Source organism: Tenacibaculum sediminilitoris (genome assembly GCF_964513795.1).
Taxonomy (GTDB): Bacteria; Bacteroidota; Bacteroidia; order Flavobacteriales; family Flavobacteriaceae; genus Polaribacter; species Polaribacter sediminilitoris.
Genome location: NZ_CAZEQR010000012.1, coordinates 1 through 23497, shown reverse-complemented (window position 1 = coordinate 23497; position 23497 = coordinate 1). Strand labels below are relative to the sequence as shown.

At 30.6% G+C, this 23497-nt stretch carries 28 protein-coding genes; 12 read left to right on the top strand and 16 right to left on the bottom strand.

The genetic code is table 11. The features are described 5' to 3' along the window. Positions 1 to 102: 102 nt before the first annotated feature. A complete protein-coding gene (locus ACKTSW_RS05635; protein ID WP_408024303.1) occupies positions 103 to 294 on the top strand; it encodes a cold-shock protein in 192 nt (63 codons plus the stop codon). Between the two features lie 82 nt (positions 295 to 376). Here ACKTSW_RS05635 and ACKTSW_RS05630 read toward each other — a convergent pair whose 3' ends face one another. The 5 genes from ACKTSW_RS05630 to mtaB form a co-directional block, all read right to left on the bottom strand. Continuing rightward, positions 377 to 592 (bottom strand): hypothetical protein, encoded by a 216-nt coding sequence (locus ACKTSW_RS05630; RefSeq protein WP_408024302.1) that lies wholly within the window; start codon positions 590 to 592, stop codon positions 377 to 379. Positions 593 to 594: 2 nt separating this feature from the next. After that, positions 595 to 1497 (bottom strand): lytic transglycosylase domain-containing protein, encoded by a 903-nt coding sequence (locus ACKTSW_RS05625; RefSeq protein ID WP_408024301.1) that lies wholly within the window; start codon positions 1495 to 1497, stop codon positions 595 to 597. Between the two features lie 36 nt (positions 1498 to 1533). Further along, positions 1534 to 2199 carry an alpha/beta hydrolase family protein gene (locus ACKTSW_RS05620; RefSeq protein ID WP_408024300.1) on the bottom strand — a complete coding sequence of 222 codons (666 nt, stop codon included), beginning with the start codon at positions 2197 to 2199 and terminating at the stop codon, positions 1534 to 1536. After that, a complete protein-coding gene (locus ACKTSW_RS05615) occupies positions 2199 to 2951 on the bottom strand; it encodes a DUF6438 domain-containing protein (protein WP_408024299.1) in 753 nt (250 codons plus the stop codon). Before ACKTSW_RS05615 ends, ACKTSW_RS05620 begins: the two co-directional genes overlap by 1 nt. Before the next feature lie 351 nt (positions 2952 to 3302). After that, a complete protein-coding gene (gene mtaB, locus ACKTSW_RS05610; RefSeq protein ID WP_408024298.1) occupies positions 3303 to 4637 on the bottom strand; it encodes a tRNA (N(6)-L-threonylcarbamoyladenosine(37)-C(2))-methylthiotransferase MtaB in 1335 nt (444 codons plus the stop codon). 127 nt (positions 4638 to 4764) lie between these two features. Between mtaB and ACKTSW_RS05605 the strand changes: the two genes are divergently transcribed. From ACKTSW_RS05605 to ACKTSW_RS05590, 4 genes are all read left to right on the top strand, one after another. Continuing rightward, complete coding sequence (locus tag ACKTSW_RS05605) at positions 4765 to 5265, top strand: GNAT family N-acetyltransferase (protein WP_408024297.1); 501 nt, start codon at positions 4765 to 4767, stop codon at positions 5263 to 5265. Further along, complete coding sequence (locus tag ACKTSW_RS05600) at positions 5262 to 5579, top strand: antibiotic biosynthesis monooxygenase family protein (protein WP_408024296.1); 318 nt, start codon at positions 5262 to 5264, stop codon at positions 5577 to 5579. Before ACKTSW_RS05605 ends, ACKTSW_RS05600 begins: the two co-directional genes overlap by 4 nt. Before the next feature lie 233 nt (positions 5580 to 5812). After that, positions 5813 to 6097 (top strand): hypothetical protein, encoded by a 285-nt coding sequence (locus ACKTSW_RS05595; RefSeq protein WP_408024295.1) that lies wholly within the window; start codon positions 5813 to 5815, stop codon positions 6095 to 6097. Next, positions 6060 to 7685 (top strand): ABC transporter substrate-binding protein, encoded by a 1626-nt coding sequence (locus tag ACKTSW_RS05590; protein ID WP_408024320.1) that lies wholly within the window; start codon positions 6060 to 6062, stop codon positions 7683 to 7685. The genes ACKTSW_RS05595 and ACKTSW_RS05590 overlap by 38 nt, the downstream gene beginning before the upstream one ends. Positions 7686 to 7932: 247 nt before the next feature. On the opposite strand, the gene ACKTSW_RS05585 is transcribed toward ACKTSW_RS05590, so the two are convergent. From ACKTSW_RS05585 to ACKTSW_RS05540, 10 genes are all read right to left on the bottom strand, one after another. After that, positions 7933 to 8187: an SAM-dependent methyltransferase gene (locus ACKTSW_RS05585; protein ID WP_408024294.1), complete on the bottom strand. Its 255-nt coding sequence runs from the start codon at positions 8185 to 8187 to the stop codon at positions 7933 to 7935. Positions 8188 to 8624: 437 nt separating this feature from the next. Next, complete coding sequence (locus tag ACKTSW_RS05580) at positions 8625 to 9347, bottom strand: aspartyl/asparaginyl beta-hydroxylase domain-containing protein (protein ID WP_408024293.1); 723 nt, start codon at positions 9345 to 9347, stop codon at positions 8625 to 8627. A 144-nt stretch (positions 9348 to 9491) separates the two neighbouring features. After that, the gene (locus ACKTSW_RS05575) at positions 9492 to 10640 is read right to left on the bottom strand and encodes a geranylgeranyl reductase family protein (RefSeq protein WP_408024292.1); all 1149 of its coding nucleotides are present in this window, start codon (positions 10638 to 10640) and stop codon (positions 9492 to 9494) included. A gap of 53 nt (positions 10641 to 10693) precedes the next feature. After that, complete coding sequence (locus tag ACKTSW_RS05570) at positions 10694 to 11518, bottom strand: endonuclease/exonuclease/phosphatase family protein (protein ID WP_408024291.1); 825 nt, start codon at positions 11516 to 11518, stop codon at positions 10694 to 10696. A 189-nt stretch (positions 11519 to 11707) separates the two neighbouring features. Further along, positions 11708 to 12568: a rhomboid family intramembrane serine protease gene (locus tag ACKTSW_RS05565; protein ID WP_408024290.1), complete on the bottom strand. Its 861-nt coding sequence runs from the start codon at positions 12566 to 12568 to the stop codon at positions 11708 to 11710. Positions 12569 to 12609: 41 nt separating this feature from the next. After that, positions 12610 to 13341, bottom strand: a complete 732-nt coding sequence (locus ACKTSW_RS05560; RefSeq protein WP_408024289.1) for a rhomboid family intramembrane serine protease — start codon at positions 13339 to 13341, stop codon at positions 12610 to 12612. A gap of 8 nt (positions 13342 to 13349) precedes the next feature. Then, positions 13350 to 15203, bottom strand: coding sequence for a DNA mismatch repair endonuclease MutL (mutL, locus tag ACKTSW_RS05555; RefSeq protein ID WP_408024288.1), 1854 nt, complete (start codon positions 15201 to 15203; stop codon positions 13350 to 13352). Positions 15204 to 15207: 4 nt separating this feature from the next. Further along, a complete protein-coding gene (locus tag ACKTSW_RS05550; RefSeq protein WP_408024287.1) occupies positions 15208 to 15486 on the bottom strand; it encodes a riboflavin synthase subunit beta in 279 nt (92 codons plus the stop codon). 194 nt (positions 15487 to 15680) lie between these two features. After that, positions 15681 to 16187, bottom strand: a complete 507-nt coding sequence (gene ribH / locus ACKTSW_RS05545; protein WP_408024286.1) for a 6,7-dimethyl-8-ribityllumazine synthase — start codon at positions 16185 to 16187, stop codon at positions 15681 to 15683. Further along, positions 16187 to 16969 carry a tetratricopeptide repeat protein gene (locus tag ACKTSW_RS05540; protein WP_408024285.1) on the bottom strand — a complete coding sequence of 261 codons (783 nt, stop codon included), beginning with the start codon at positions 16967 to 16969 and terminating at the stop codon, positions 16187 to 16189. Before ACKTSW_RS05540 ends, ribH begins: the two co-directional genes overlap by 1 nt. 114 nt (positions 16970 to 17083) lie before the next feature. Here ACKTSW_RS05540 and recF point away from each other — a divergent pair, with 114 nt between their 5' ends. After that, on the top strand, positions 17084 to 18163 hold the full coding sequence (gene recF, locus ACKTSW_RS05535; protein WP_408024284.1) for a DNA replication/repair protein RecF: 1080 nt from the start codon (positions 17084 to 17086) through the stop codon (positions 18161 to 18163). A gap of 38 nt (positions 18164 to 18201) precedes the next feature. Next, complete coding sequence (locus ACKTSW_RS05530; protein WP_408024283.1) at positions 18202 to 18501, top strand: DUF721 domain-containing protein; 300 nt, start codon at positions 18202 to 18204, stop codon at positions 18499 to 18501. Between the two features lie 105 nt (positions 18502 to 18606). Here ACKTSW_RS05530 and ACKTSW_RS05525 read toward each other — a convergent pair whose 3' ends face one another. After that, positions 18607 to 19026, bottom strand: a complete 420-nt coding sequence (locus tag ACKTSW_RS05525; RefSeq protein WP_408024282.1) for a nucleoside-diphosphate kinase — start codon at positions 19024 to 19026, stop codon at positions 18607 to 18609. A 301-nt stretch (positions 19027 to 19327) separates the two neighbouring features. Between ACKTSW_RS05525 and ACKTSW_RS05520 the strand changes: the two genes are divergently transcribed. The 5 genes from ACKTSW_RS05520 (at position 19328) to ACKTSW_RS05500 (ending at position 23348) form a co-directional block, all read left to right on the top strand. Next, positions 19328 to 20356, top strand: coding sequence for a DHH family phosphoesterase (locus ACKTSW_RS05520; protein ID WP_408024281.1), 1029 nt, complete (start codon positions 19328 to 19330; stop codon positions 20354 to 20356). Continuing rightward, on the top strand, positions 20346 to 20885 hold the full coding sequence (gene gldI, locus ACKTSW_RS05515) for a gliding motility-associated peptidyl-prolyl isomerase GldI (RefSeq protein WP_408024280.1): 540 nt from the start codon (positions 20346 to 20348) through the stop codon (positions 20883 to 20885). The genes ACKTSW_RS05520 and gldI overlap by 11 nt, the downstream gene beginning before the upstream one ends. Continuing rightward, entirely contained in the window at positions 20882 to 21652 is a 771-nt protein-coding gene (locus ACKTSW_RS05510; protein ID WP_408024279.1) for an FKBP-type peptidyl-prolyl cis-trans isomerase, read from the top strand. Before gldI ends, ACKTSW_RS05510 begins: the two co-directional genes overlap by 4 nt. A 71-nt stretch (positions 21653 to 21723) precedes the next feature. Beyond that, positions 21724 to 22773, top strand: coding sequence for a peptidylprolyl isomerase (locus ACKTSW_RS05505; protein ID WP_408024278.1), 1050 nt, complete (start codon positions 21724 to 21726; stop codon positions 22771 to 22773). A gap of 2 nt (positions 22774 to 22775) precedes the next feature. After that, positions 22776 to 23348 carry a phosphatase PAP2 family protein gene (locus tag ACKTSW_RS05500; RefSeq protein WP_408024277.1) on the top strand — a complete coding sequence of 191 codons (573 nt, stop codon included), beginning with the start codon at positions 22776 to 22778 and terminating at the stop codon, positions 23346 to 23348. Positions 23349 to 23497 lie beyond the last annotated feature (149 nt).

Genomic DNA, 23497 nt, shown 5'->3' with positions numbered 1-23497 from the left:
AAAGAAAATAAATATTTTATCTATTATTAAATAATTTGGCATTACATTTGCAAAACAATAAATGTTGCAGACACTTAAGTAAGCAACGCATAATTTTTTATAATGAATAAAGGTATAGTAAAATTCTTCAACGAATCAAAAGGATTTGGATTTATTACAGAAGAAGGATCAAACACAGAACATTTTGTACATGTTTCAGGATTAATCGACGAAGTTCGTGAAAACGATGAAGTTGAATTCGAATTACAAAATGGAAAAAAAGGATTAAACGCGGTAAACGTACGAGTATTATAATATAATATATTACGAGTTAATTTTTTAATGAGCAAAGCCTATCAAAAATTGATAGGCTTTGTTGTTTTTTGTACTTTACAATTTATTTTTCAACAGTATTTCGTTTTAATCTTTTTACACCATCTACTATAAACCAAGAAGCAAATAATACTCTAAAGAGCAAGAAAACATATTGGTTTTCGGTTGTAAAGCTGAATAAAAGTCGATACACTTCTCTTTTTTGAAAAAAGATAGAAAATGTATTAATTAAAATAAATATACCTATGAATAAATATATAAAAGGAAGTACTTTTTTCATGTTTAGTTAGCAGGTATTTTAATTTCGTATAATTTTCTACTCCTGTTATTTAGTTTGTTTTCTCGTAACCATGAATTATGTAGCTTCAAATTTTTGTAAGTTGTTCCAAACTTTTTGGCAAATAAAGCAATATTACTAATGGCGGTATCTACTTTTACGGTATATGTTTTAGGTAGTGTGTATAAATCTTCTTGATCGAAAATAAAACCATATTTTTCAGGATTAGAAATGATTTCTTTCAAAGCTAAGATCCTAAAAACATAGCGTTCAGTTTCATCTGGTAATAAAGCATCATAATAGCTCGTTACTCCTTGAGTTTCTAATCTTTTAGATACGCCATAGTTACCAGCGTTGTATGCAGCAGCGGCAAGAGTCCAAGAACCAAAACGTTCTTTTGATTTTGTTAAGTATTCAGCAGCTACTTTAGTCGATTTTTCAATATTGTAGCGCTCATCTACATTACTATTAATTTCTAAGCCAAACTCTTTACCTGTTTGTTTCATAAAGTGCCACATTCCAGCAGCGCCTACATTTGATGTTTCATCAATAAACCCACTCTCAGCTAGGGCTAAAAACTTAAAATCATCTGGTAGTCCGTGTTTTTTTAATAAAGGCTCTATAATTGGAAAGTATTTGTGTGCCCGTTTTATGAGTAACAGTCCATTAGATTGCCAATAAGTATTCACCAACAGCTCTCTATCCATTCGTTCTCTGATATCAGGTTTTTCAATAGGAACACGTTCTCCCGCTAAATTTAAGTTTTCTGGTAACTTTAAAGCTTTAACTTCATAACTTTCAGCTACATTTTTAATAATAGGTTCGTTCGATTTTCCTATGGTATTGGTAAATAAAACAGCTACGAATACTACTATTAAGATTGATAAAAAACGTATAGATTTATTCATTTTATTTATTTTTTATATTCAAGTTTCCTACTGCTTTTAGTCCATCAAAAAACATTCCTTTTTTAATATTTCAGAAATAGTTTTTGCTTTATAAAGAATCATTACATGTGTACCGTTTTCAACCTCAATTGATTTTTTAATATGTTTTATAGGAAAAACTTCATCTTTTTTTCCATGAATGTGTACTATGTTAGGAATTGATTCTTCTTGTTTCCAATGTAAAACGTTATAGATAGCCCACTGTAAATATTCTTTACTACTTACCGATAAATATATTTTATATAACTCAGCACGCTTTTTTAAATAATCATTAAAGAAATAGCGTTTATAGCTCTCAATATTAGCGATTATTTTTGTAGGGAAAAGCTTGTAAGCCTTCGTTATTTGAGCCAGTTTTAAGCGTTTAGGAAATTCTTTATTACTCTTAACACTCGATATTATTATTACTTTTTTGCAATCAATAATTTTGCTCATTTCTTGCACCATGATTCCTCCAAAAGAAACTCCAATTAATATAGGGTTTTTATGTTTAATTTGAGCACAAAACCTTTGTGCATATTCCTCAATACTTTCATTAATAGATGTAGGTAGCATCCAATTTAAAAAGTGCAGTTCATTTTTTTTTTCTGGTAAAGAGATATACTCAAATATTTTGGAGTTAGCCGCTAAACCAGGAACAAAATATATATGAGTTTTGGACATTACTCAAAGAATTTTTTGTCAAATAAAAGACCATCTACATATTCGTGTATTTCAACAAGTTCTTCAGGAATGTTTTTCCATAAGCGAATTGTAACTTGTTTACCATCATGTACAATATAAGTACTTGCTAGGTCAAGGACTTTAGGGTTATCATAAACTTTTTTAAAGCTAGAAAAATCTTTTTTATTAAGCTTACTGGTAAGCTCTTGAAGTTGTTTTTCAGAAAGAGTAAACTTACGGATACCTTTTTCTAGTACGTATTCAATACCGTTGTAAACGACATTTCCTTCTTTATCAATAGCAACTGTATATACAGGGCAATCACCAAAACATTGTGTTTTTGTAATTCTTAAAAGATTATTTTTTTCTTCTGAAATAATATCAGATAGTTTTTCTTTTGAATTACTTTCAACTAATCTAAACTCTCCACTTTCCTGTAGTTTATTAATCCAAAAGTCTCGCTTTCCTTCAGGAACTTCAACAATACCAATTTTTGTAGCTTCGGTATCATAAGGAGTTTCACTCCAAGTTAAACCACTGTTTTTTATAAGTGATTTTACGTCATTAATACTTTTAGTATTTTTAAGAACAATAATTAGTTTGTTTTGAGGTGCTACGGGTTTTGCAACATCTTTTACCTCTTCAATAATCGTTTCTTTTTCTATCGGTTCTGTTACTTTGGTTTCAGATTTTTTTTTAGGGATACTACAAGAGATTCCTAAGGCTAAAAAAGAGTATAAAAAGTACTTCATAGGTGTTGTTTTATAAATAAAGAATTCATTCAGACTATAAAAATACACTATTATTTATCTTCAAAAATATTTAAATGGAATATTTTATCTATAACCCAAAAAGGAAGCCATATAATTAGTCCAATAATGTTTATAAAATTGTAACAAGAGGGTTTTTGGTATATCTAGAAAGGAAGCTTAAAAATGTAATTAATAGGATTTGTATTGTCATAGTACCCAAAAAATTCCTAACGCTCTTAGGTTTGATACTTCTTATAATTTCTATTCTATCTTTAATTAAGATATACAAGAAAAAAAAAGTGCCTAATATTAGAACAATAGATAGGGTATAAACAGATTACTGTAAAGACATTAAGCACTAACTTCAGCATCCACAAAATCAAAACGCACTAAACCGTCTTCATCAATTTTTGTTAAAGTAACTGTGTGTAGTGTATTTACTAACTCAGGGTTCCAGGGAGCCTTAACTTTTACATAGTTTTCGGTAAATCCATGAATGTAACCTTCTTTGTTTTCACTTTCAAATAATACGGTTAGGGTATTTCCTAATTGACTTTCATAAAAAGCTCTACGTTTTTTAACAGATAACCCGCGTAACATCTTACTACGTTTTGCACGTGTTTTTTTAGGAACTATACCGTCCATTTCAACAGCTTCTGTGTTGGGTCTTTCAGAGTAGGTAAAAACATGTAAGTATGAAATGTCTAAGTCAGTTAAGTAATTGTAGGTTTCTAAGAATAACTCATCTGTTTCACCAGGAAAACCAACAATAACATCTACACCAACACAGGCATTAGGCATTACTTCTTTAATCTTTGTAACTCTATCGGTATACACTTTTCGTAAGTAACGACGTTTCATTTTTTTTAATAATTCATCACTACCAGATTGTAGTGGAATATGAAAATGAGGAACAAAAGTGTTTGAGCTTGAAACAAAATCAATCGTTTCATCTTTTAATAAATTTGGCTCAATAGATGAAATTCGCAAACGATTAATCCCTTCAACCTTATCAAGTGCCTGTACTAATTCTAAAAAAGTATGCTCGTGTTTTTTGTTTCCAAATTCACCTTTTCCGTAGTCCCCAATGTTTACTCCAGTTAATACGATTTCTTTAATTCCTTTTTCTGAAATTTCTTTGGCATTTTTTAATACGTTTTCTAGTGTATCACTTCGAGAAATTCCACGAGCTAGTGGTATCGTACAGTAAGTACATTTATAGTCACAACCATCTTGTACTTTCAAAAAAGCACGAGTACGGTCTCCAATAGAATAGGAGCCTACATAAAAATCGGCATCTTCAATTTCGCATGAATGCACTTCACCAATATCATTTTTGGTTAAGTCATTAATATAGCTAGTTACATTAAACTTTTCAGTAGCCCCTAATACTAAATCAACACCATCAACAGCGGCTAGTTCTTCAGGTTTTAATTGAGCATAACATCCTACCCCAATTACAAAAGCTTCTTCATTTTTCTTTAGAGCAGATTTTACAATGCTTTTAAAACGTTTGTCAGCATTGTCTGTTACAGAACAAGTATTAATTACATATATATCTGCTTTCTCTTCAAACTCAACACGTTCAAAGCCTTCATTAACAAAGTTTCTGGCAATGGTTGAGGTTTCTGAAAAATTTAATTTACAACCTAAGGTGTAAAAAGCTACTTTCTTATCTACATTCATCTTTTCGCTGTCCTAAATAAAAAACAAAAGCCTTGTACAAGTCTTTAATTTTTTAGAAGTTCGTATAGTTTATTTAATCTAGTACTGTTTAAAACAGTTTTGGGTTTGCAAAAGTACGATAATATTCATGATTTTTGAAACGAAAAATTTACTTATTCGAAAGCTTCAAGTTGTTGATATAGAGACTTTTTATGAGTTGGAAAGCAATCCGAAAGTATTACAATATGCTACAGGAAAACCTAAAAATTTAGAAGAAACTAAAGAGGATTTAGAACAGCTTATAGCACGATACACTAATAAAGAAAATGATTTTTGGATTTATGCCATAGAACGTAAGTCAAATAATGAATTTGTAGGTACGGTTGCCTTGGTGAAAGATGAAGAAGGAAATGATGAAATTGGATATCGGTTTATAGAACGATACTGGGGTAATGGATTTGCAACTGAACTTTGTGAAAAATTAATACAGTACTGTAAATCGATAGGAATGAAAAAGCTTATTGGTTGTGTGGTGGATGAAAATGTTGCTTCCGCTAAAATATTAGAACGATTCAATTTTGTTGCGATAGAGAAATTTATAAGTGACGATATTGGCTTACCAGAAACAAAATATGAATTAATTTTATGATAGTAGATAATTTAAAACCTCCATACTACGCGGTAATTTTTACCACAACTCTTACCGAGGATAGAGAAGGATATTATGAAATGGCTGAAAAAATGGAGAGTTTAGCTAAAGAGCAAGAGGGGTATTTAGGAGTAGAGTCAGCAAGAAGTGATGTAGGAATTACAGTTTCTTATTGGGAAAGTTTAGAAGCGATTACAAAATGGAAGAACAATGTAGAGCATACAGAAGCGAGGGAGTTGGGAAGAGAAAAATGGTATCAAAAATACCAGCTTCGCATTTGTAAAGTAGAACGAGAATATGGTTTTGAACAATAATTAGTATGTACGAAACGATTGCTAACTTTTTAAAGAGATGCTTTAAAGAAAGCACTATTTTTAAGTACGGCTTTAATGTGTTACCTATGTATAGAAGATTTATAGGGGAAATAAAATATATTTCTGAATATTATATTCAAAGTACAAGTGAAAATTCCTATCACTTATAGAAATAAGAACTATGTAGGATCTATTTTTTGAGGAGTTTGTTTTCAGCAACCGACCCAGTTTTTATGATTCAGTTGCTTAATATCTTAGGGGATAAATATGTGGTTTGGGGTAAAGAGGCAATTATAAAATTTAAAAGACCTGCTAAACAAGATGCTTATATAGATTTTGGTTTTTCTGAAGAAGAAATAGAACAAATGAAAAAACAAACGGAAGAAGAGCAAGGAATTAATTTAATTAAAGAGATTAAAATAACCAACAAAGGCAAATCTGTTGTTTTTGCTGAAGTATCTAAAACCATTTACATTGCAGATAAAATCTACTATAAAAATAAACGTAAGAAGAAATAACATTGTTGTCTTTATAACGTTGTTGTTCCTTTTTTCTTGTGCAAAGGAGAAGTCTGAGTACACAGATGACCAGGTTTTCAGATACAATGAACACTCAAATATAACCTCATTAGACCCTGCTTTTGCAAAAGATCAACGAAATATTTGGGCGGTAAATCAGTTATTTAATGGTTTAGTAGCGTTAGATGATAGTTTGCAAGTAGAACCAGCTATAGCTAAAAAATGGATTATTTCTGAAGATGGAAAAACATATCAGTTTGAGTTAAGAAATGATGTGCAATTTCATAAACACGAGTTATTTGGCAAAGATTCTACAAGAAATGTAATAGCCAAAGATTTTGAATATTCTTTTAACCGATTACTAGACAAAAACGTAGCCTCTCCAGGAGGTTGGGTATTGCAAAATGTTGCAAATTTCAAAGCAGAAAATGATTCAGTTTTTACGATTAACCTAAAACAACCATTTCCACCTTTTTTAGGTTTGTTGGCAATGAAATATTGCTCTGTTGTTCCAAAAGAAGCTATTGATTACTTTGGAAATGAATTTAGAGCAAACCCGATTGGAACAGGTCCTTTCTACCTTAAAATGTGGGTAGAAAATACTAAGTTGGTACTGAGAAAAAATCCACTATATTTTGAAAAAGATGAAGAAGGAAATCAACTTCCGTACATAGAATCAGTTGCTGTTACTTTTTTACCAGATAAACAGAGTGAGTTTTTACAGTTTATTCAAGGGAATCTCGATTTTATGAAAAGCTTAGATGCTTCGTATAAAGATGATATACTAAATACTGACGGAACTTTAAAAGAGAAATATGTTTCTAAAATAAATATGCAAACTGGTGCGTATTTGAATACCGAATACTTGGGGATTTATTTGGATGGAGAGGAGGGGTACCCGACAAAATCAAAATTAATACGACAAGCTATAAATTATGGTTTTGATAGAGAGAAGATGATTAAGTTTTTGAGAAATGGAATTGGTAGTCCTGCTACGAGTGGTTTTATACCAAAAGGATTACCATCGTTCAATAATCAAAAAGGATATTCGTACAAACCAGAAGAAGCAAAAAAGCTAGTGGCGAAATACAAACAAGAAACAGGAAATACAAATCTACAAATTACAATCACTACCAATAGTAACTACTTAGATTTGTGTGAATTTATTCAAAGAGAATTGCAAAAAGTAGGTATAGATATTAAAGTTGATATGATTCCGCCTTCAACGTTACGTCAAGGAAAAGCTAATGGTAAGTTACCTGTCTTTAGGGCTAGTTGGATTGCAGATTATCCTGATGCTGAAAACTATGTGTCGTTATTTTACAGTAAAAATTTTACGCCTAACGGACCCAATTACACTCATTTTAAAAATGAATTTTTTGACACTTTGTACGAAGAATCCATCAAAGAAGTAGATGTAAAAAAACGTTACAAGTTATATCAAAAAATGGATAGTATTATTATTGCTGAGGCCCCAGTTGTACCGTTGTATTATGATGAGGTTATTCGTTTTACACAGAAAAATGTAAAAGGTTTGGGGATTAACCCGATTGATATGTTGGATTTGAAGAGCGTGTATAAAGAATAATAACCATTAGTTTATAATATATTTCTTAAGCAAGATGATGAGAAGAAGTTTTTAAACTAAGTTTAGGGTCAGAGCCAATAATATAAATGTGATTCAATAGTCATAGTCCCGTTTATATCAGTAGGAACATTTTTAATGTATTTAAGAATGGTTAAACCACTCTCATTAATGCCTAGTTTTTCATTTTTATAAATTGTCATTTTGGTAATTACTACAATTTCACTTGCTGTTGAAAATTCTTTATCTGTTAGGACTGTTTGTTTTTTTGAGAGGATTTTGTACCAATATATAAAGCTATTTTTTCTGTAATAAAAAACGTGTTTGAATTAACTTGTTTCATTAAGTTGTAAAAGATTGAAACTTGTTGTTTTCTATCTAATATGAATTGTATAATTTCACTTACAATAATATCAGGACAAGAATTTGTTGGTATTACATGTTTCGTAGCATCATTATTAATAAAAGTAATATTATGCGTTTCTATTTTTAATCTTTTTATCATTTCCTTTAAGTTTGTAAAACTCAAAGTATTTATCTCTAATAATGTGTATACTATATTTAAATTAGGATATTATAGAAGGAAAGGAAGTATGAGTGAAGCAAAAGACCCCGTACCAGCATAAAGTATATGTAATGAGTTTTTTTACGAATCTTGTTTTGTATAGCAGTATCTGTTTCTTTAATAAATTTTTCAGTTCGCACTACACCATCAAGACAATTAGCAGCCCATAAGTGCCAATTACAATGCCTTTTTCGAGTTACATATGACTTCGATATTCTTCTTTATTAAGGTTCTCATTTGAAACGTCTAATAATAGATTCTTATACTCTTTAAAAAGCTAAAAATAGTTCAAGATTGTTAAATGTACTTTCAAAAAATAAAGATGTAATTAGAAACAATTTTTTTTGAAATTCATAATAAAACTGTTGTAAAAAGTGTTATTCTATTATGTTTTTCGATAATTTTTGCTCCAGTTCAAAAATTAACTGCTCAGAAGCAGGTTCATTTTTTCGTTTTAATTCGTCTATAATTAAACGAATTGTTTCAGACGATTCAATTTTTTCTTGTATGGGCTGAAAGCTTTCTTTTGGAGCAAGCGAAAAAAATAAATTATCGGACCATTCGTTTCTTTCCGCATCAATCACTAAATGAATGCGGTCTTTCTTTCCATGATTAGAGACAGAATGTACATAATTTACATTGGTATACCAACATTCACCAGGGAGCATGGTTATTTTTTCATCATTTAAAATAAACTGAATATTGTTGTTAGTAATAATTGGAATGTGTATACGGAAGTTACCATCTTCATACCCTAGTTTATAATCTCGATGAGGTTTTATTTCAGCACCTACGTTTAATCGTAATAAGCGAGCTGATAAAATGGGGCATTCAAAAGAACTAATTACTTCTTTAAAATAATTACAATTACTCATTAAAGGAGTTTCTAAAATGGCTTCATTGCTCTGTTGAAAAGCATAAATATTTGAAGCATTTCCTTTGGGAGCATACAAAGGAATTGCTTTCCATTCTCCTTTATAACCTGATGTATTAAAATGAGGCACCCAGTTTTGGTTCATTACTAAAGAATAATCAAATAAAAGTTTTGAAGCGTCAAAAAAGAAAGGAAGCTTTAAATGAGAAGTAGTTTTTGTTTCCACTTGTGTAAAAAAATGATTTAAAATATGAATAGCAAGTTACTATAAATATAATTTACAATACTATTTTTATACTAAGTGTTGGTTTTTTAAGTATAAAGGAAAGAAACTGAATAAAATTAAAAAGTAACCTTATTAAGGTCGCTCTTAGTTCTTAAGATAGTAATTTTTAATTTTATTAGTAATCGTTTTCTTTATGTCTTTAGGGTAACTTCTTTTACCATGAAAAACATCTGCCATAGCTTCACTAAACTGTTGACCGAATTTCTTTAATAAAATATTTCGAATAGTTTTTTGTTCGTAAAACCATTTAGATAGCCATAAACCTGTTTTTATTTCAGGAAGTAATGTTTCTTCTATTTTTTCTAAATATAGTTTTTTTGCTAATTGTGGTTCTTTGTTCGCTTCAATAATGGCCTCAGCAGCTAATTTACCACTATAAATAGCATTAGAAATACCTTCAGCAGTAATAGGATCTGCAAAACCAGCAGCATCACCAATTAAAAAGACATTATTTTTAACAAAACCATCTGTACGAGGAGAAACAGGTATTTGAAAACCATGTTGAGATTCACTAACAATATTCGTAATATTTAAAGTTTTTAAATATTGTTGATAATGCTCTTTTAAGTTAATCTTTGTTCTTCTTGCCGAAGCTACTCCAATAGATAAGTGTTTCTTCTTAGGGAAATTCCAAGCATATCCATATGGAATCGCATCAATATCAAAACGAACTTCTTTTGATAAACGTTCAAAATCTTCATCAGAAACTTCTACTTCATATTCTAAAGCAGGAATTAATTTACGAGTATCTTCTTTCCATCCAGCCATTTTTGCGGTTGGGCTTAAGGCTCCATCTGCAGCAATGACAAAATTAGTAGTATAATTTCCTTGAGAAGTTTCTAAAGTAATTATATTGTCAGAAAAAGACAATCCTTTTAGTTTGTGATTTTCTAGTAATGTGGCACCAAATTCTTTTGCCTTTTGCGTTATAAGGTTATCAAAAGTGTCGCGCATAATCATAGAGATGGTTGGTTCCTCTCTATGAGTCCTAAAATGAAGTTTATCTCCTAAATAAATATCAACGGTATGAAACTCTTTTTCAACAACTTCCTTAATATCAAAAGGTAAGTTTTTACGTCCTCTAAAAACAAAACCGCCTCCACATGTTTTGTATCGAGGCAAGGTTTCTTTTTCAATAATAACTGTTGAAATACCCTTTTGAGCTAAATAAAAAGCTGATGAAGCTCCTGATGGACCGCTACCAATGATAGCAACATCGTAATGTTGTGTCATAAATTCTATTTTAAGAGCAGTAAAAATACACTTTTATACTGAAAAAAATAACTTTACCAATGTAAACGGGTCATGATAGGGTAGTGATCAGATAGTTTTATCTTGTTGTAGGTTTTAAACTGATTAATCGTAGCTTTAGTATCTGTTAAAATAAAGTCAATACGCATCGGATAAACATATCGAAAAGACTTACCTATACCTATACCACATTCAATAAAAGCATCTTTTTTATTGGTGGCTAATTGTTTGTAGGCCCAAGAGTAGGATGTGTTATTTAGATCTCCACAAATTACTTTTTTAGTTTTCCAAGAGTACTCGTGTTTTAAAATTAATTCAACTTGATTTACCTGTTTAACAAAACCATTCTCTAAACGTTTTAATAAACGTTCGGAGCTCTTTTCACCAAAGTTTTCCTTTTTTGGGTTTAGTTTTAAAGATTCTAAATGTACATTGTACACTCTAATAGTATCGTTATTTACAATAACATCGGCAAAAATAGTGTTGTTGGCGCTATGCTCAAAATTAAGAGATCCAGAGTTTACTATTGGGTGTTTTGAATAAATAGCAAGTCCAAATTTATTTTTTTTTGTCTTGGTTTTAATATACTTATACGGAAGGTTAATGTCTAATAATTTAGAATTGTAAAATTCTTGTAGCGCAATAACATCAGGTTTTTCATTATTAATGAACTCATAAATTTTTTGTTCAGTTGTTATATCATCTTCGTGTTTGTAATGATTAAACAAACGAACATTGTAGCTCATTATTTTTAAATCATCATTGAGTATAACATCCTTATTAGAGAATTTAATTAATGGAGTAGATACGAACCACCCTATACTTAAGATAAGTAACGATAAGAAAGCGTTTTTGTGCATTTTGATAAGCCAATACACAAAAAAACAAAGGTTTACTAAGATTAAAAAAGGAACAAATAAGCTAAAAATAGATAAAAAAGGGATTGTTTTTGGGGACACATATGGCAATATATATGAGAACAATAAAACAGCAGCAAATACTGAATTGAAGAAAAATAAAAACTTATGAGATATAGAATATTTTTTCATCTAATTTTTTCCTTGTTTAAACAAAAACTCCTTTTCACTTTTACTTAGTGTATCGTAACCCGATTTACTAATTTTATCTAATATAGCATCTATCTCTGTTTGATTTCTTGTTTTGTCAACGCTATTTTTAGGTGTTTTATTACCAGAGTTGTATACAGTTTTAAGTTTTTTTTCTTTTTTAGTAAAAAGCTTATTAATAAAAGAGAAAATATTTAACTCTTTGTTACTTGCATTGCGCACGTAGAAAAAACCAAGTAAAGCACCACCAATGTGTGCTAAATGTCCACCAGCATTACCTGCAGGTATCTGAATAATATCTACAGCAACCCAAATACAGGCTACGACCCACAGCTTTACAAAGCCAATTAAAGGAAACTTTAATTCATAATTAGGTATATAGGTAGCAATACCTATAAAAATAGCAGATATTCCGGCAGAAGCACCCAATAAAATACTAACATCAATATCGCTTGAAAAAACAGGAAAAAAATTATAACTAGCTATGAAAATAATCCCACCAAATAACGTTCCTAATAGATAAAAATTAAGCAGTTGTTTTGAGGTAAAATATTGTTTAAATAAATGACCAATATAAAATAAGGCTATTAAGTTTAGTAAAATATGTAAAAAGTTAGTATGTAAAAAACCGTAGGTAATAATTGTCCAAGGTTTAGTTAAAAACTCATCAAAATTGGCAGGTAAGGCAAACCATTTTACTAGGAAATTAGTTTTTGACTTAAAGAAAAAATTGAAAACATTTGCTAAATGGACTAATAAAAATACAGCTAAGTTTCCATATATTAATTGTTCTACAATTCCTGCATTTTTTAATCGGTATTTTAAATTTTCGAGTATATTCATATTGTATGGTCTCTTAAATAAAGACAGGTAAAGGTACTAAATTAACGAAATTTAAATTGATTTTTTTTCCAGTACCAAGCAATAATAAAACCAATAATAGCACCACCTATATGTGCAAAATGAGCAATGTTACCAATAGAATAACTTGTGATACCAAAGAATAAATCACTTAAAATAATTAAAGGTATAAAATATTTTGCAGCGATAGGAACAGGGAAGAAAATCAACGCTAATTTAGCATCAGGGTATGTTAAACCAAAAGCAACTAAAATTCCATAGATAGCACCAGAAGCACCAACAGCAGGAGTGTCGTATAGATAAAAGAACTTTGTTAATTCAGTTCTGCTAAAATTTGTTAGATGTGCAAAATCAGAATAATTTCCTGTTTTTAAAAATGAAGTTAGGCTTTCAGAGCTTACACCAGAAGCAATTAATTGCTCATAATATCCATTAAATTGATAATAATTTACTAAAGTGTAAATTAAACCAGCGCCAATACCTGCAGAAAAATAAAAGAATAAAAACTTGTTTCGACCCCACATTTGTTCTAAGGGAGAACCGAAAGCCCATAGTGCATACATATTAAAAAGTAAGTGCATTGTACTACCGTGCATAAACATATGGGTAAGATATTGCCAAACTTCAAAATGTTCATTTTTTGGATAATGTAGCGCAAACAAATTGGTTAAATCCATGTTTAATAACTGCGGAGCAAAATACATAATCACGTTAATGATTATTAAATGTTTTATAGTTTGTGTAAATTTTGGCATGCTATTTTTTATTTATTAAAAATGGTGTCTATTTCGTTTAAAGTTAGTGTTTTAAACGTGGGTTTACCAAATGGTGAAATATTAGGCTCTTTACAAGAAAAAAGGTTGTTTACTAAGTTTTCTTGTTCTTTCGGACTTAAAGAAGTTCCTGTTTTTATAGCTAGTGATTTAGCAAAAGATTTAGCCATTACATCAAAGTGACTAAAACTAGTATCAGGTACTTCAAGTTCAATATCGTCTAATAGCTGTTCTAAAATAAGAGTAATCTGACTTTCGCTTATCGATGTTGGAATTCCAGCAATAACCACACTTTCTTTAGTGAATTCATCAAACATAAAGCCAGCACTTTCTAAATCAGACTTTATACTATAAATCATTTCAATATCTGATGAAGAAAATGAAATATTTACAGGGAATAATAATTGCTGACTACTAGCTTCTTTTACAGTAATATTTTCTAAAAACTCTTCATATAAAACACGTTGGTGTGCTAAAGATTGATGAATTAACACTACTCCTGATTTTATAGAGCTTAACAAGTATTTTTTTTGAATTTGAAAAGTTTTACCAGTTTCAGTTTCTTGTTCAGACTCAAAAAGCTGTTCTTGCTGAGCAGGTTCAATAGTATCAGTATTTGTATATAAAGCTTCCCAACTTCCAGTGTCTTTTTTAAAGTTAGATTGATAGCTGTGTATGGTCGTGTTTTTTGATAGGTTACTTGTGCTTGAAGGTTCTTTGTAACTTGTTTCTGTTTTAAAAGGATTAAATGACGGATCTACCGTTATTGGGGGAACCGAAGAACCGCTTTTTTTACTATAATCATAAGGAGTATCTAAAGTAGCATCTCTATCAAAATCTAACACAGGAGCTACATTGTATTGCCCTAAACTATGTTTTACTGTAGCTCGTAAAATAGCGTATAGTGCTTTTTCATTATCAAACTTAATTTCCGTTTTTGTAGGATGGATATTAATATCAATCGTATTTGCAGGTACTTCTAAATATAAGAAATAGGAAGGATGCGAGCCACTTTCTAACAACCCTTCAAAAGCATTTACTACTGCATGATTTAAATACGAACTTTTTATAAATCGGTTATTAACAAAAAAGAATTGTTCACCACGTTTTTTCTTTGAAAATTCTGGCTTAGCCACAAAACCATTAACAGTAATAATGTCAGTTTGTTCGTTAATAGGAACGAGTTTTTCGTTCATTTTAGCCCCAAAAATAGCTACAATACGTTTACGAAGGTTGCTTTTTTTTAAATGATAAACTTCGTTGTTATTGTGATGTAATAAAAAAGAAATATTAGGATGCGCTAAGGCTACGCGCTGAAATTCATCAACGATATGACGCGTTTCAACAGTGTCAGATTTTAAAAAATTACGACGTGCAGGAATGTTAAAAAATAAATTTTTAACAGCAATACTAGTTCCTTTAGCAGTTGAAACTACTTCTTGAGAAGTTATTTCACTTCCTTCAATTTTTATTTGTGTACCTAGTTCGTCTTCTTCTTGTTTTGTTTTTAATTCTACGTGTGCAATGGCTGCGATAGAAGCTAAAGCTTCTCCACGAAAACCTTTAGTATTTAAATTAAATAAGTCTTGTGCTTCCTTTATTTTAGAGGTAGCATGACGCTCAAAACTTAAGCGTGCATCTGTTACACTCATTCCTTTACCATCGTCAATTACTTGAATTAAGGTTTTTCCAGCATCTTTTAATAATAAGGTAATAGAAGTAGCACCTGCATCTATGGAGTTCTCTATCAGTTCTTTTACTACAGACGCGGGGCGTTGCACCACTTCTCCAGCAGCAATTTGATTTGCAACATGATCAGGAAGTAACTGTATGATATCTGACATTTAGTTATTTTTTTGAGAAAAAGATTGAAAGGTCAAAATCGATAATAAACAAGAAAATTAGCGTTAAAATTAATGCTATAATTACGATGGTTTTATTTAGCTTGTAACCAGACCCTTTAAATTCGTCAATAGCAGCATTAAATTTTCCTTTTATCCCTTTTTTCTTTCCAATCGTAGTTCTGTATTGATCAAATTTTTGTTTTATTTCATAGGGGTTTCCTTCTCCTTTATAGTAACGAGGTTTGTAATCGAATTTTTTATTTTCTCTTTTGATAAATCCCATAAAATTATTGCTTCTTTAATAGCTTAAGTGGAACAAAAATAACACCAAATAAGACTAAGTTCAAAGTTACTGAATTATAGAGAGGTGGTCAAAAAAAGTACATAAATTAAACTTAAAAAGCACCAAGACAATGCTAGACTTGGTGCTTTTAAATTTATATATATAGAACTTAAAACTTCTTTGTTGATAGATTTTTAAAAACCTAAGGAGCTTGATGGGCGTTCCTGGTTTTTAATTGCTGCCATTTTAACCGCCGCTACGGCACATTCAATTCCTTTGTTTCCTAATTTACCACCTGAACGATTTATAGATTGTTGTTTTGTATTATCGGTTAACACACAAAAAATCACAGGTACATCGTATTTAATATTTAAATCCACAATTCCTTGTGTAACACCTTCACATACAAAGTCGAAATGCTTTGTTTCACCTTGAATTACATTTCCTATAGCGATGATAGCATCTAACTTTTGTGTTTCAATTATTTTTTTACATCCGTACACCAATTCGAAACTTCCAGGAACATCCCAAGAGATAATATTTTCTTCTGTAGCTCCACAATCTATTAAAGTTTCAATAGCACCTTTATGAAGATTTTGAGTAATTTCAGGATTCCATTCTGAAACAACAATCCCAAATCGAAAAGACTTCGCATTTGGGATTGTTGCTTTATCGTAATAAGATAAATTTGTTGTTGCCATTATTGAGCGTATTTAGCACTGTTGATATATTTTTCAATATCTCTTCCTTGATCAGAATCAGCGTATTTTTCTTTAATGGTTGTGTATAATTTTTCAGCTTTACTGTATTCTTTTAAACCCATAGCAACTTGACCTGCTTTGAATAAAAATAAAGGAGTAGTAAATTGATTATCTTTTTTATTAGCTGCTTGTTGGTAATAGTCTAAAGCATCTTCTGGTTGGTTAATATCAGCAAAAGCATCACCAATAGCACCTAAAGCAGTAGGGCCTAATAATTCATCATCAGAGTTAAAGTTGCTTAAATATTCGATAGCCTCTTCGTATTTTTTCATTTTTAAGTAAGAAATTCCAGCATAATAGTTTGCTAAATTTCCAGCTTTTGTACCACTAAATTGCTCAGCAATATCAATAAAACCATACTTTCCATCGCCGCCTTCTAGTCCTAAATTATACAGAGAGTCAGCAATTGCACCTGCAGATGTATTAGCCTTATCAAAGAAAGTACGAGGATATGCTAATTCATTAGAAGCTTGTTGTTGTGTTGGCTCAGCAATAAATTTATTGTAACCTAAGTAAAGTAAAATTAAAGCTGCAACAGTTACCAATCCGTAAAATAATGGCTTGCTATTTTTTTCAATCCATTGCTCTGATTTGTTCGCAGTATCATCTAAAGTGTTAAATACTTCAGCTGTAGTACTTTGTGTTTCATCAAATGCTTCTTCTACTTCTTGTGTAACCTTTTCTTTCTTAGGTTTGTAACCTCTTTTCTTGTATGTAGCCATAATTACTTAAAAAATTAGTGGCGACAAAAATAGTTTTTTTAATTGGATTTTAAAAGGCGTTTTTTCGTAAATTTTCAATAATTTGCGCATTCTTTTTAGAAACAACGCTTATTCATGTATTTGCAAAAACTATCTTTGGTTAATTTTAAGAATATTGAATCGCAAACTTTTGATTTTCAAAAGAAAATAAATTGTTTTGTGGGGAATAATGGAATTGGAAAAACCAACGTGTTAGATGCAATTTATTATTTGTCGTTTGCTAAAAGTTACTTTAATTCTATTGCTGGACAAAATATTCGCCATGGTCAAGATTTTTTCATGGTGGAAGGTGATTATTTATTGAAAGAACGACAAGAAAAGATTATTTGCTCTCTAAAGAGAGGCCAAAAAAAGGTATTGAAACGTAACGGGAAAGCGTATGAGAAGTTTTCGGAACATATTGGTCAACTTCCATTGGTAATTATTTCCCCTGCAGATAGAGATCTTATTGTAGAAGGTGGTGAAACTCGTCGTAAATTTATTGATGGAGTAATTTCTCAGCAAGACAAAAAATATTTACAAACGTTAATTTCCTATACTAAGACAGTAAGTCAGCGGAACGCATTGTTAAAATACTTTGCAGCGAATAGAGTTTTTGATGCTTTAAACTTGAAGGTGTATGATGAGCAATTAATTGAGTACGGAACAGTTATTTATAATAAGAGAAAAGCTTTTTTGGAAGAGTTTGTACCTATCTTTAATGAAAAGCATCAAATTATATCTAGAGCAAAAGAAGTGGTAAACTTACGTTACAAAAGTCAGTTACACGATAGTTCTTTGGAAGGGTTATTACAACAAAACCTAGAGAAAGATAAAATAGTACAGTATACCTCAGTTGGAATTCATAAAGATGATTTAAATTTTGAAATAGGAGAGTACCCTATTAAAAAGTTTGGTTCACAAGGACAACAAAAATCGTATCTAATAGCATTAAAATTAGCACAGTTTGAGTTTATTAAACAACAATCAAACGTGACACCTATTTTGTTGTTAGACGATATTTTTGATAAGTTAGATGAAAATAGAGTTGCCCAAATTGTCTATTTGGTAAATAGTGATGAGTTTGGACAAATTTTTATTACAGATACACATGCAGACCGTACCGAGGAAGTGATTAAAAAGAGCAACCAAGAATATCAGATTTTTAAATTATAATGTTATAGCTAAACAAAATAAGATAAAAAATAGAAGAAATGGCTAAAAGAGAAAACGATAGTTTTTCGTTAAAAGACTTGATGGGAAGTTTTATTCAAGAGAATAATAAATTAAAAAAAGGGTTTCAAAAAATTCATATTGATGAGGCTTGGGGAAAACTCATGGGGGCTGGTGTTGCTTCTTACACAAGCGAAGTAAAACTACAAAACGGCACATTAATTGTACGCTTATCTTCTTCTGTTTTACGAGAAGAGTTAAATTATGGAAAAGATAAAATAATACGTATGATTAATGAAGAGATAGGAGAGGAGCTTGTTAAAAAGTTGATGTTGGTTTAATTCTCAAATAGATATTAGAAATCAGAGTAAAATTAAATTTAAAACAAAAAAACTCGCTACAATTAAGCAACGAGTTTTCATATATGTTGTTAAGAAGTTTCTTTCTTAGAACATTTCTCTACCAGAAAAATGGAAAGCACCTTCGATAGCTGCATTTTCATCAGAATCAGAACCGTGTACTGCGTTTTCCCCAATAGAAGTAGCGTATAATTGACGGATAGTTCCTTCAGCAGCTTCAGCTGGATTTGTAGCACCGATTAAAGTTCTAAAATCTTCAACAGCGTTATCTTTTTCTAAGATAGCAGCGATGATTGGTCCGCGAGTCATAAACTCAACTAATTCACCAAAGAAAGGACGCTCACTATGTACTCCATAAAAAGTCTCAGCATCATGCTTTGTCATTTGTGTTTTTTTCATAGCTACGATTCTGAAACCTGCAGCATTAATTTTTTCTAAAATTGCACCAGTATGTCTGTTTTCAACAGCATCTGGTTTAATCATTGTAAAAGTTCTATTTGTTGCCATTATTAAATGTTATAAATATCAGTATATGATAAATTTCTTAATTGTTGTTACTTATGCAAATATTGCATAAATCGCCGCAAAAATACACTTTTTAATGTGATTAACAAGTTAAGGGTGTATTTGCTTGACTTCTTGTTGGGTAGCTTTGTTTTAACTGTGAAAACATAACAATAACTTATATTAAAGTAGCCAAAAAAGAAATTTTAAAATCTAGAGTTTGCTGAATTATGTTTTTAATATTAGAAAACAAAAATAAATACATAAAAGGTTAATATAGCATTAATTTGTATATTCGCCCTTTATGATTTTGAAACACTTTACTGAGTTACGAGAATTCTTATCAGAACCTAAGAATATTGTAATAATTGGCCATAGAAACCCAGATGGAGACGCTATAGGTTCTACCTTGGGATTAAAACATTATTTAGATAAGAAAGGGCATGTTACACAAGTATTAATGCCTAATGAGTATCCTGATTTTTTACATTGGGTGCCAGGATCAGAAACCGTAAAACGTTTTGATCGTCAAAATAATCAATCTGTCAAAGCTCTAGAGAAGTCTGATATTGTTTTTTTGTTAGACTTTAATGCATTGCATAGAGTAGGAAATGATATGCAAAATACGTTAGAGCAATATAAAAACAACTTTGTTTTAATAGATCATCACCAGCAACCTGATGATTTTATGTATATGTATTCTGATACATCTATGTCTTCAACATGTGAAATGGTATATAACTTTATTAACATGATGGCAGACATCGAGTTGATAGATAAAAACATAGCTACTTGTTTATATATGGGTATTATGACAGATACAGGGTCGTTCCGTTTTAGGTCTACAACCAGTACTACACATAGAATTATTGCCGATTTAATAGATAAAGGAGCGGAAAATGATAGAATTCATAGTAATGTTCATGACGCAAATTCTTACAATAGGTTATTGTTGTTAGGGCAAGCTTTAAGTAATATGAAAGTACTACCAGAATATAAAACAGCTTTTATAACTTTGTCAGAAGAAGAGAAGAAACGTTTTTGCTACGAAAAAGGAGATACCGAAGGAGTAGTGAATTATGCATTATCTTTGAAAGGAATTGTGTTTGCAGCTATTTTTATAGAAGATGAAGAACAAGGAATTGTGAAAATATCTTTCCGATCAAAAGGGAAGTTTTCTGTAAATCAGTTTGCACGTAACTATTTTAATGGAGGTGGGCACGATAATGCTGCTGGTGGAAAAAGTGACGATAGTATGGAAAATACGATAGTGAGATTTAAATCGTTATTACCTGCATACCAACAAGAGTTAGAGAATTCGTATGAAGTATAAAATAACACTTTTTGTCCTCATTGTTTTGATTATAACATCTTGTAAAGAACCAAAAGCAAGAAGACCAAAACAACATGGTACTACAAACTTTTATAAAGAAGTTCTTAAAGAAAACAAAAGATTAAATGCTTTAGAAAGAAACCGTTTAGAAGTTTGGGTGGCAAAAGATACTGTTAGAGAATATAAAAGTTCACCTAATGGATTTTGGTACGCCTATGTAACCAAAGATACCTTAAAATCAAAGTCTCCACAGTTTGAAGATTTAGTAATATTGTCTTACAATATTACAGATCTAAACGGGAATATTCTCTATGAAAAAAAAGAAAGAAGTTATAAAATAGATAAAGAAGATTTTATTCCGGCATTACAAGACGGAATAAAGTTGATGAAAAAGGGAGAAACTATTACATTTGTAATTCCATCATACAGAGCTTTTGGAGTTACAGGGGATGGAAACAAGATAGCTGTAAATCAGCCAATACAAAGTACAGTAACATTAATCGATATAAAATCAAAAAAAGAAGAATGAAATTAACCAAAATTTTAGCAGCTACAATTGTAGGTTTATCAATTGTTTCATGTAGTAACGGTCAGTTTAAGCAAAAAAGCTCATTAGCAACAGAGGTAGATTCTGTAAGTTATGCCATAGGGTTAGATATGGCTAATAAAATTAAAACGAATTTTGATGAAATGGATCAAGGTTTATTTGTTCAAGGGTTTAAAAACGGAATGGATTCTACAAACTTACTAATAGAATCAAAAGATGTAAATAACATCTTAAGAACATTTTTTCAGAAGAAACAACAAGAAAAAATGAAGCAAATGCAAGAAGAACAAGCTAAAAAAGCAGAAGCTGAATTTGGAGATAATAAAAAGGCAGGCGAAGACTTCTTAGCTGAAAATAAAACAAAAGAAGGTGTTAAAGTAACTGAAAGTGGTTTACAATACATCGTTTTAAAGGAAGGTGAAGGAGAAGCTCCAGAAGTAAATTCTAAAGTGAAGGTGAATTATCACGGTACGTTAATCGACGGAACTGTATTTGATAGTTCAGTAGAAAGAGGAGAACCAACTGAGTTTGGAGTAGGTCAGGTAATAAAAGGATGGACTGAAGGATTACAATTAATGAAGCCAGGAGCAAAGTATAAATTCTTTATCCCACAAGAATTAGCCTACGGAGCACAACAAAGAGGTCAACATATAAAACCTTTCTCAACTTTAGTCTTCGAAGTAGAGTTATTGGAAGTAGTAGAGCCGTTAGAGCAAGGTCATTCGAAAGGAGACGGACACGGACACTAATTAAAAATTTGCAAGTATATAAAAACATCAACACTCAAAAGTTGATGTTTTTTATTTAAACCCTATAAAAAATGAATTTTTTTAAGTATTTAATCGTATTTGTAATAATATTTACATCATGCAAGTCTACTAAATATCCTAATTTAGAGAATGGATTATATGCAGACATACAAACAAATAAAGGAGATGTTTTGGTAAAGTTGTTTAAAGAAGGTGTACCTATGACGGTAGCTAACTTTGTATGCTTGTCAGAAGGAACCCATCCTAAAATGACAGATTCTTTAAAAGGAAAACCGTTTTATGATGGTACAAAATTTCATAGAGTAATTAAAGACTTTATGATTCAAGGAGGAGATAAGACAGGAACTGGTAGCGGAGATGCAGGTTATAAATTTGCTGATGAATTTCCTATGGATGAGGAAGGGGAGTTGTTGTATAAGCACGATGGTCCCGGTACGTTGTCTATGGCAAATTACTCAAGACCAGTAACAAACTCTAGTCAGTTTTTTATTACTCATAAAGCAACCCCTTGGTTAGATAGAGGGCATTCAGTTTTTGGTCGTGTTTTAAAAGGTCAAAAAATAGTAGATACAATTCAAAAAAATGATTACATCAAACATGTAGAGATTTTAAGAGTAGGGAAAGACGCTACAAAATTTAATGCTCCAGTAGTTTTTGAACAAGAATTAGATAATGTCGAAAAGAAAGAAGAAGAACGAAAGAAAAAACTAGAAGAGTTAAAACAAAAATATCAAGAAGAGAAAGGTATTAATGAGGCGATTACTACCGATTCTGGTTTGAAAATTTTATCCTTAAAAAAAGGAGAAGGAAAAAAAGTAAATCCAGCATTACCAACTACAGCACATTACACATTATATTTAGCTGACGGAAGAAAAATAGATTCTAGTTTAGATAAAGGAGAAGCTTTTGTTTTTACCGTAGATGATGAAAAACTTCCTTTAATAGCAGGCTGGAAAGAAGGGGTAAAAACAATGAGAGAAGGTGATAAAGTTCGTTTGTTTATACCTTCATACTTGGGCTATGGAGACCGTAGACTAGGTCCAATACCTCCAAAATCTGATTTAATTTTCGAAATAGAAGTTTTAAAAGTAGGAAAGTAGTTTTGATAGATTACATTATACAAAAAGATAAAGAGCTTTTAATTTACCTTAATAATTTAGGAAGTGAGCAATGGGATAGTTTTTGGTTAACCATTACCAATCAATTTACTTGGACGCCTTTATTTGTCTTTGTGTTGTTTTTAGTCTTTAAGCAGTTTGGATGGAAAAAGGGAGTATTCACAGTGTTGTTTATAGCACTTATAGTTGCTTTTTCCGATCAACTTACAAACTTAATTAAAAACACAACAGAAAGAATTAGACCTTGTAATACTGAAGGGTTAAAAGAGTACTTAAGAGTGTTTACATATAAACCCAAAGGATATAGCTTTTGGTCAGGGCATGCGTCATTATCTACAACCATAACTACTTTTATGATTTTATTGTTAAGAAAGCATTTTAAGATGATTTACTTAATGATTTTATTTCCTTTAATTTTTGGATATAGTAGAATATATTTAGGAGTACATTTTCCAATAGATGTTACTACTGGTTATATCACAGGAATAATTTTAGGAACATTATTTTACTTTGGGTACTTAGTTTTAGAAAAGAAAATAGGTTTAGTAAAAGAGTAAAGATTACAGAAAATAACAATAGTATTGAGTCGTCCTAAAATAGGTTGACAGTTATTTAAAAAATTATATTGAACCAGAGAAGTTAACTTCTCTGGTTTTTTTGTTATGTACAAAGTTAGGTGTTTTCATGTTAAGACTTAAATGTGGTC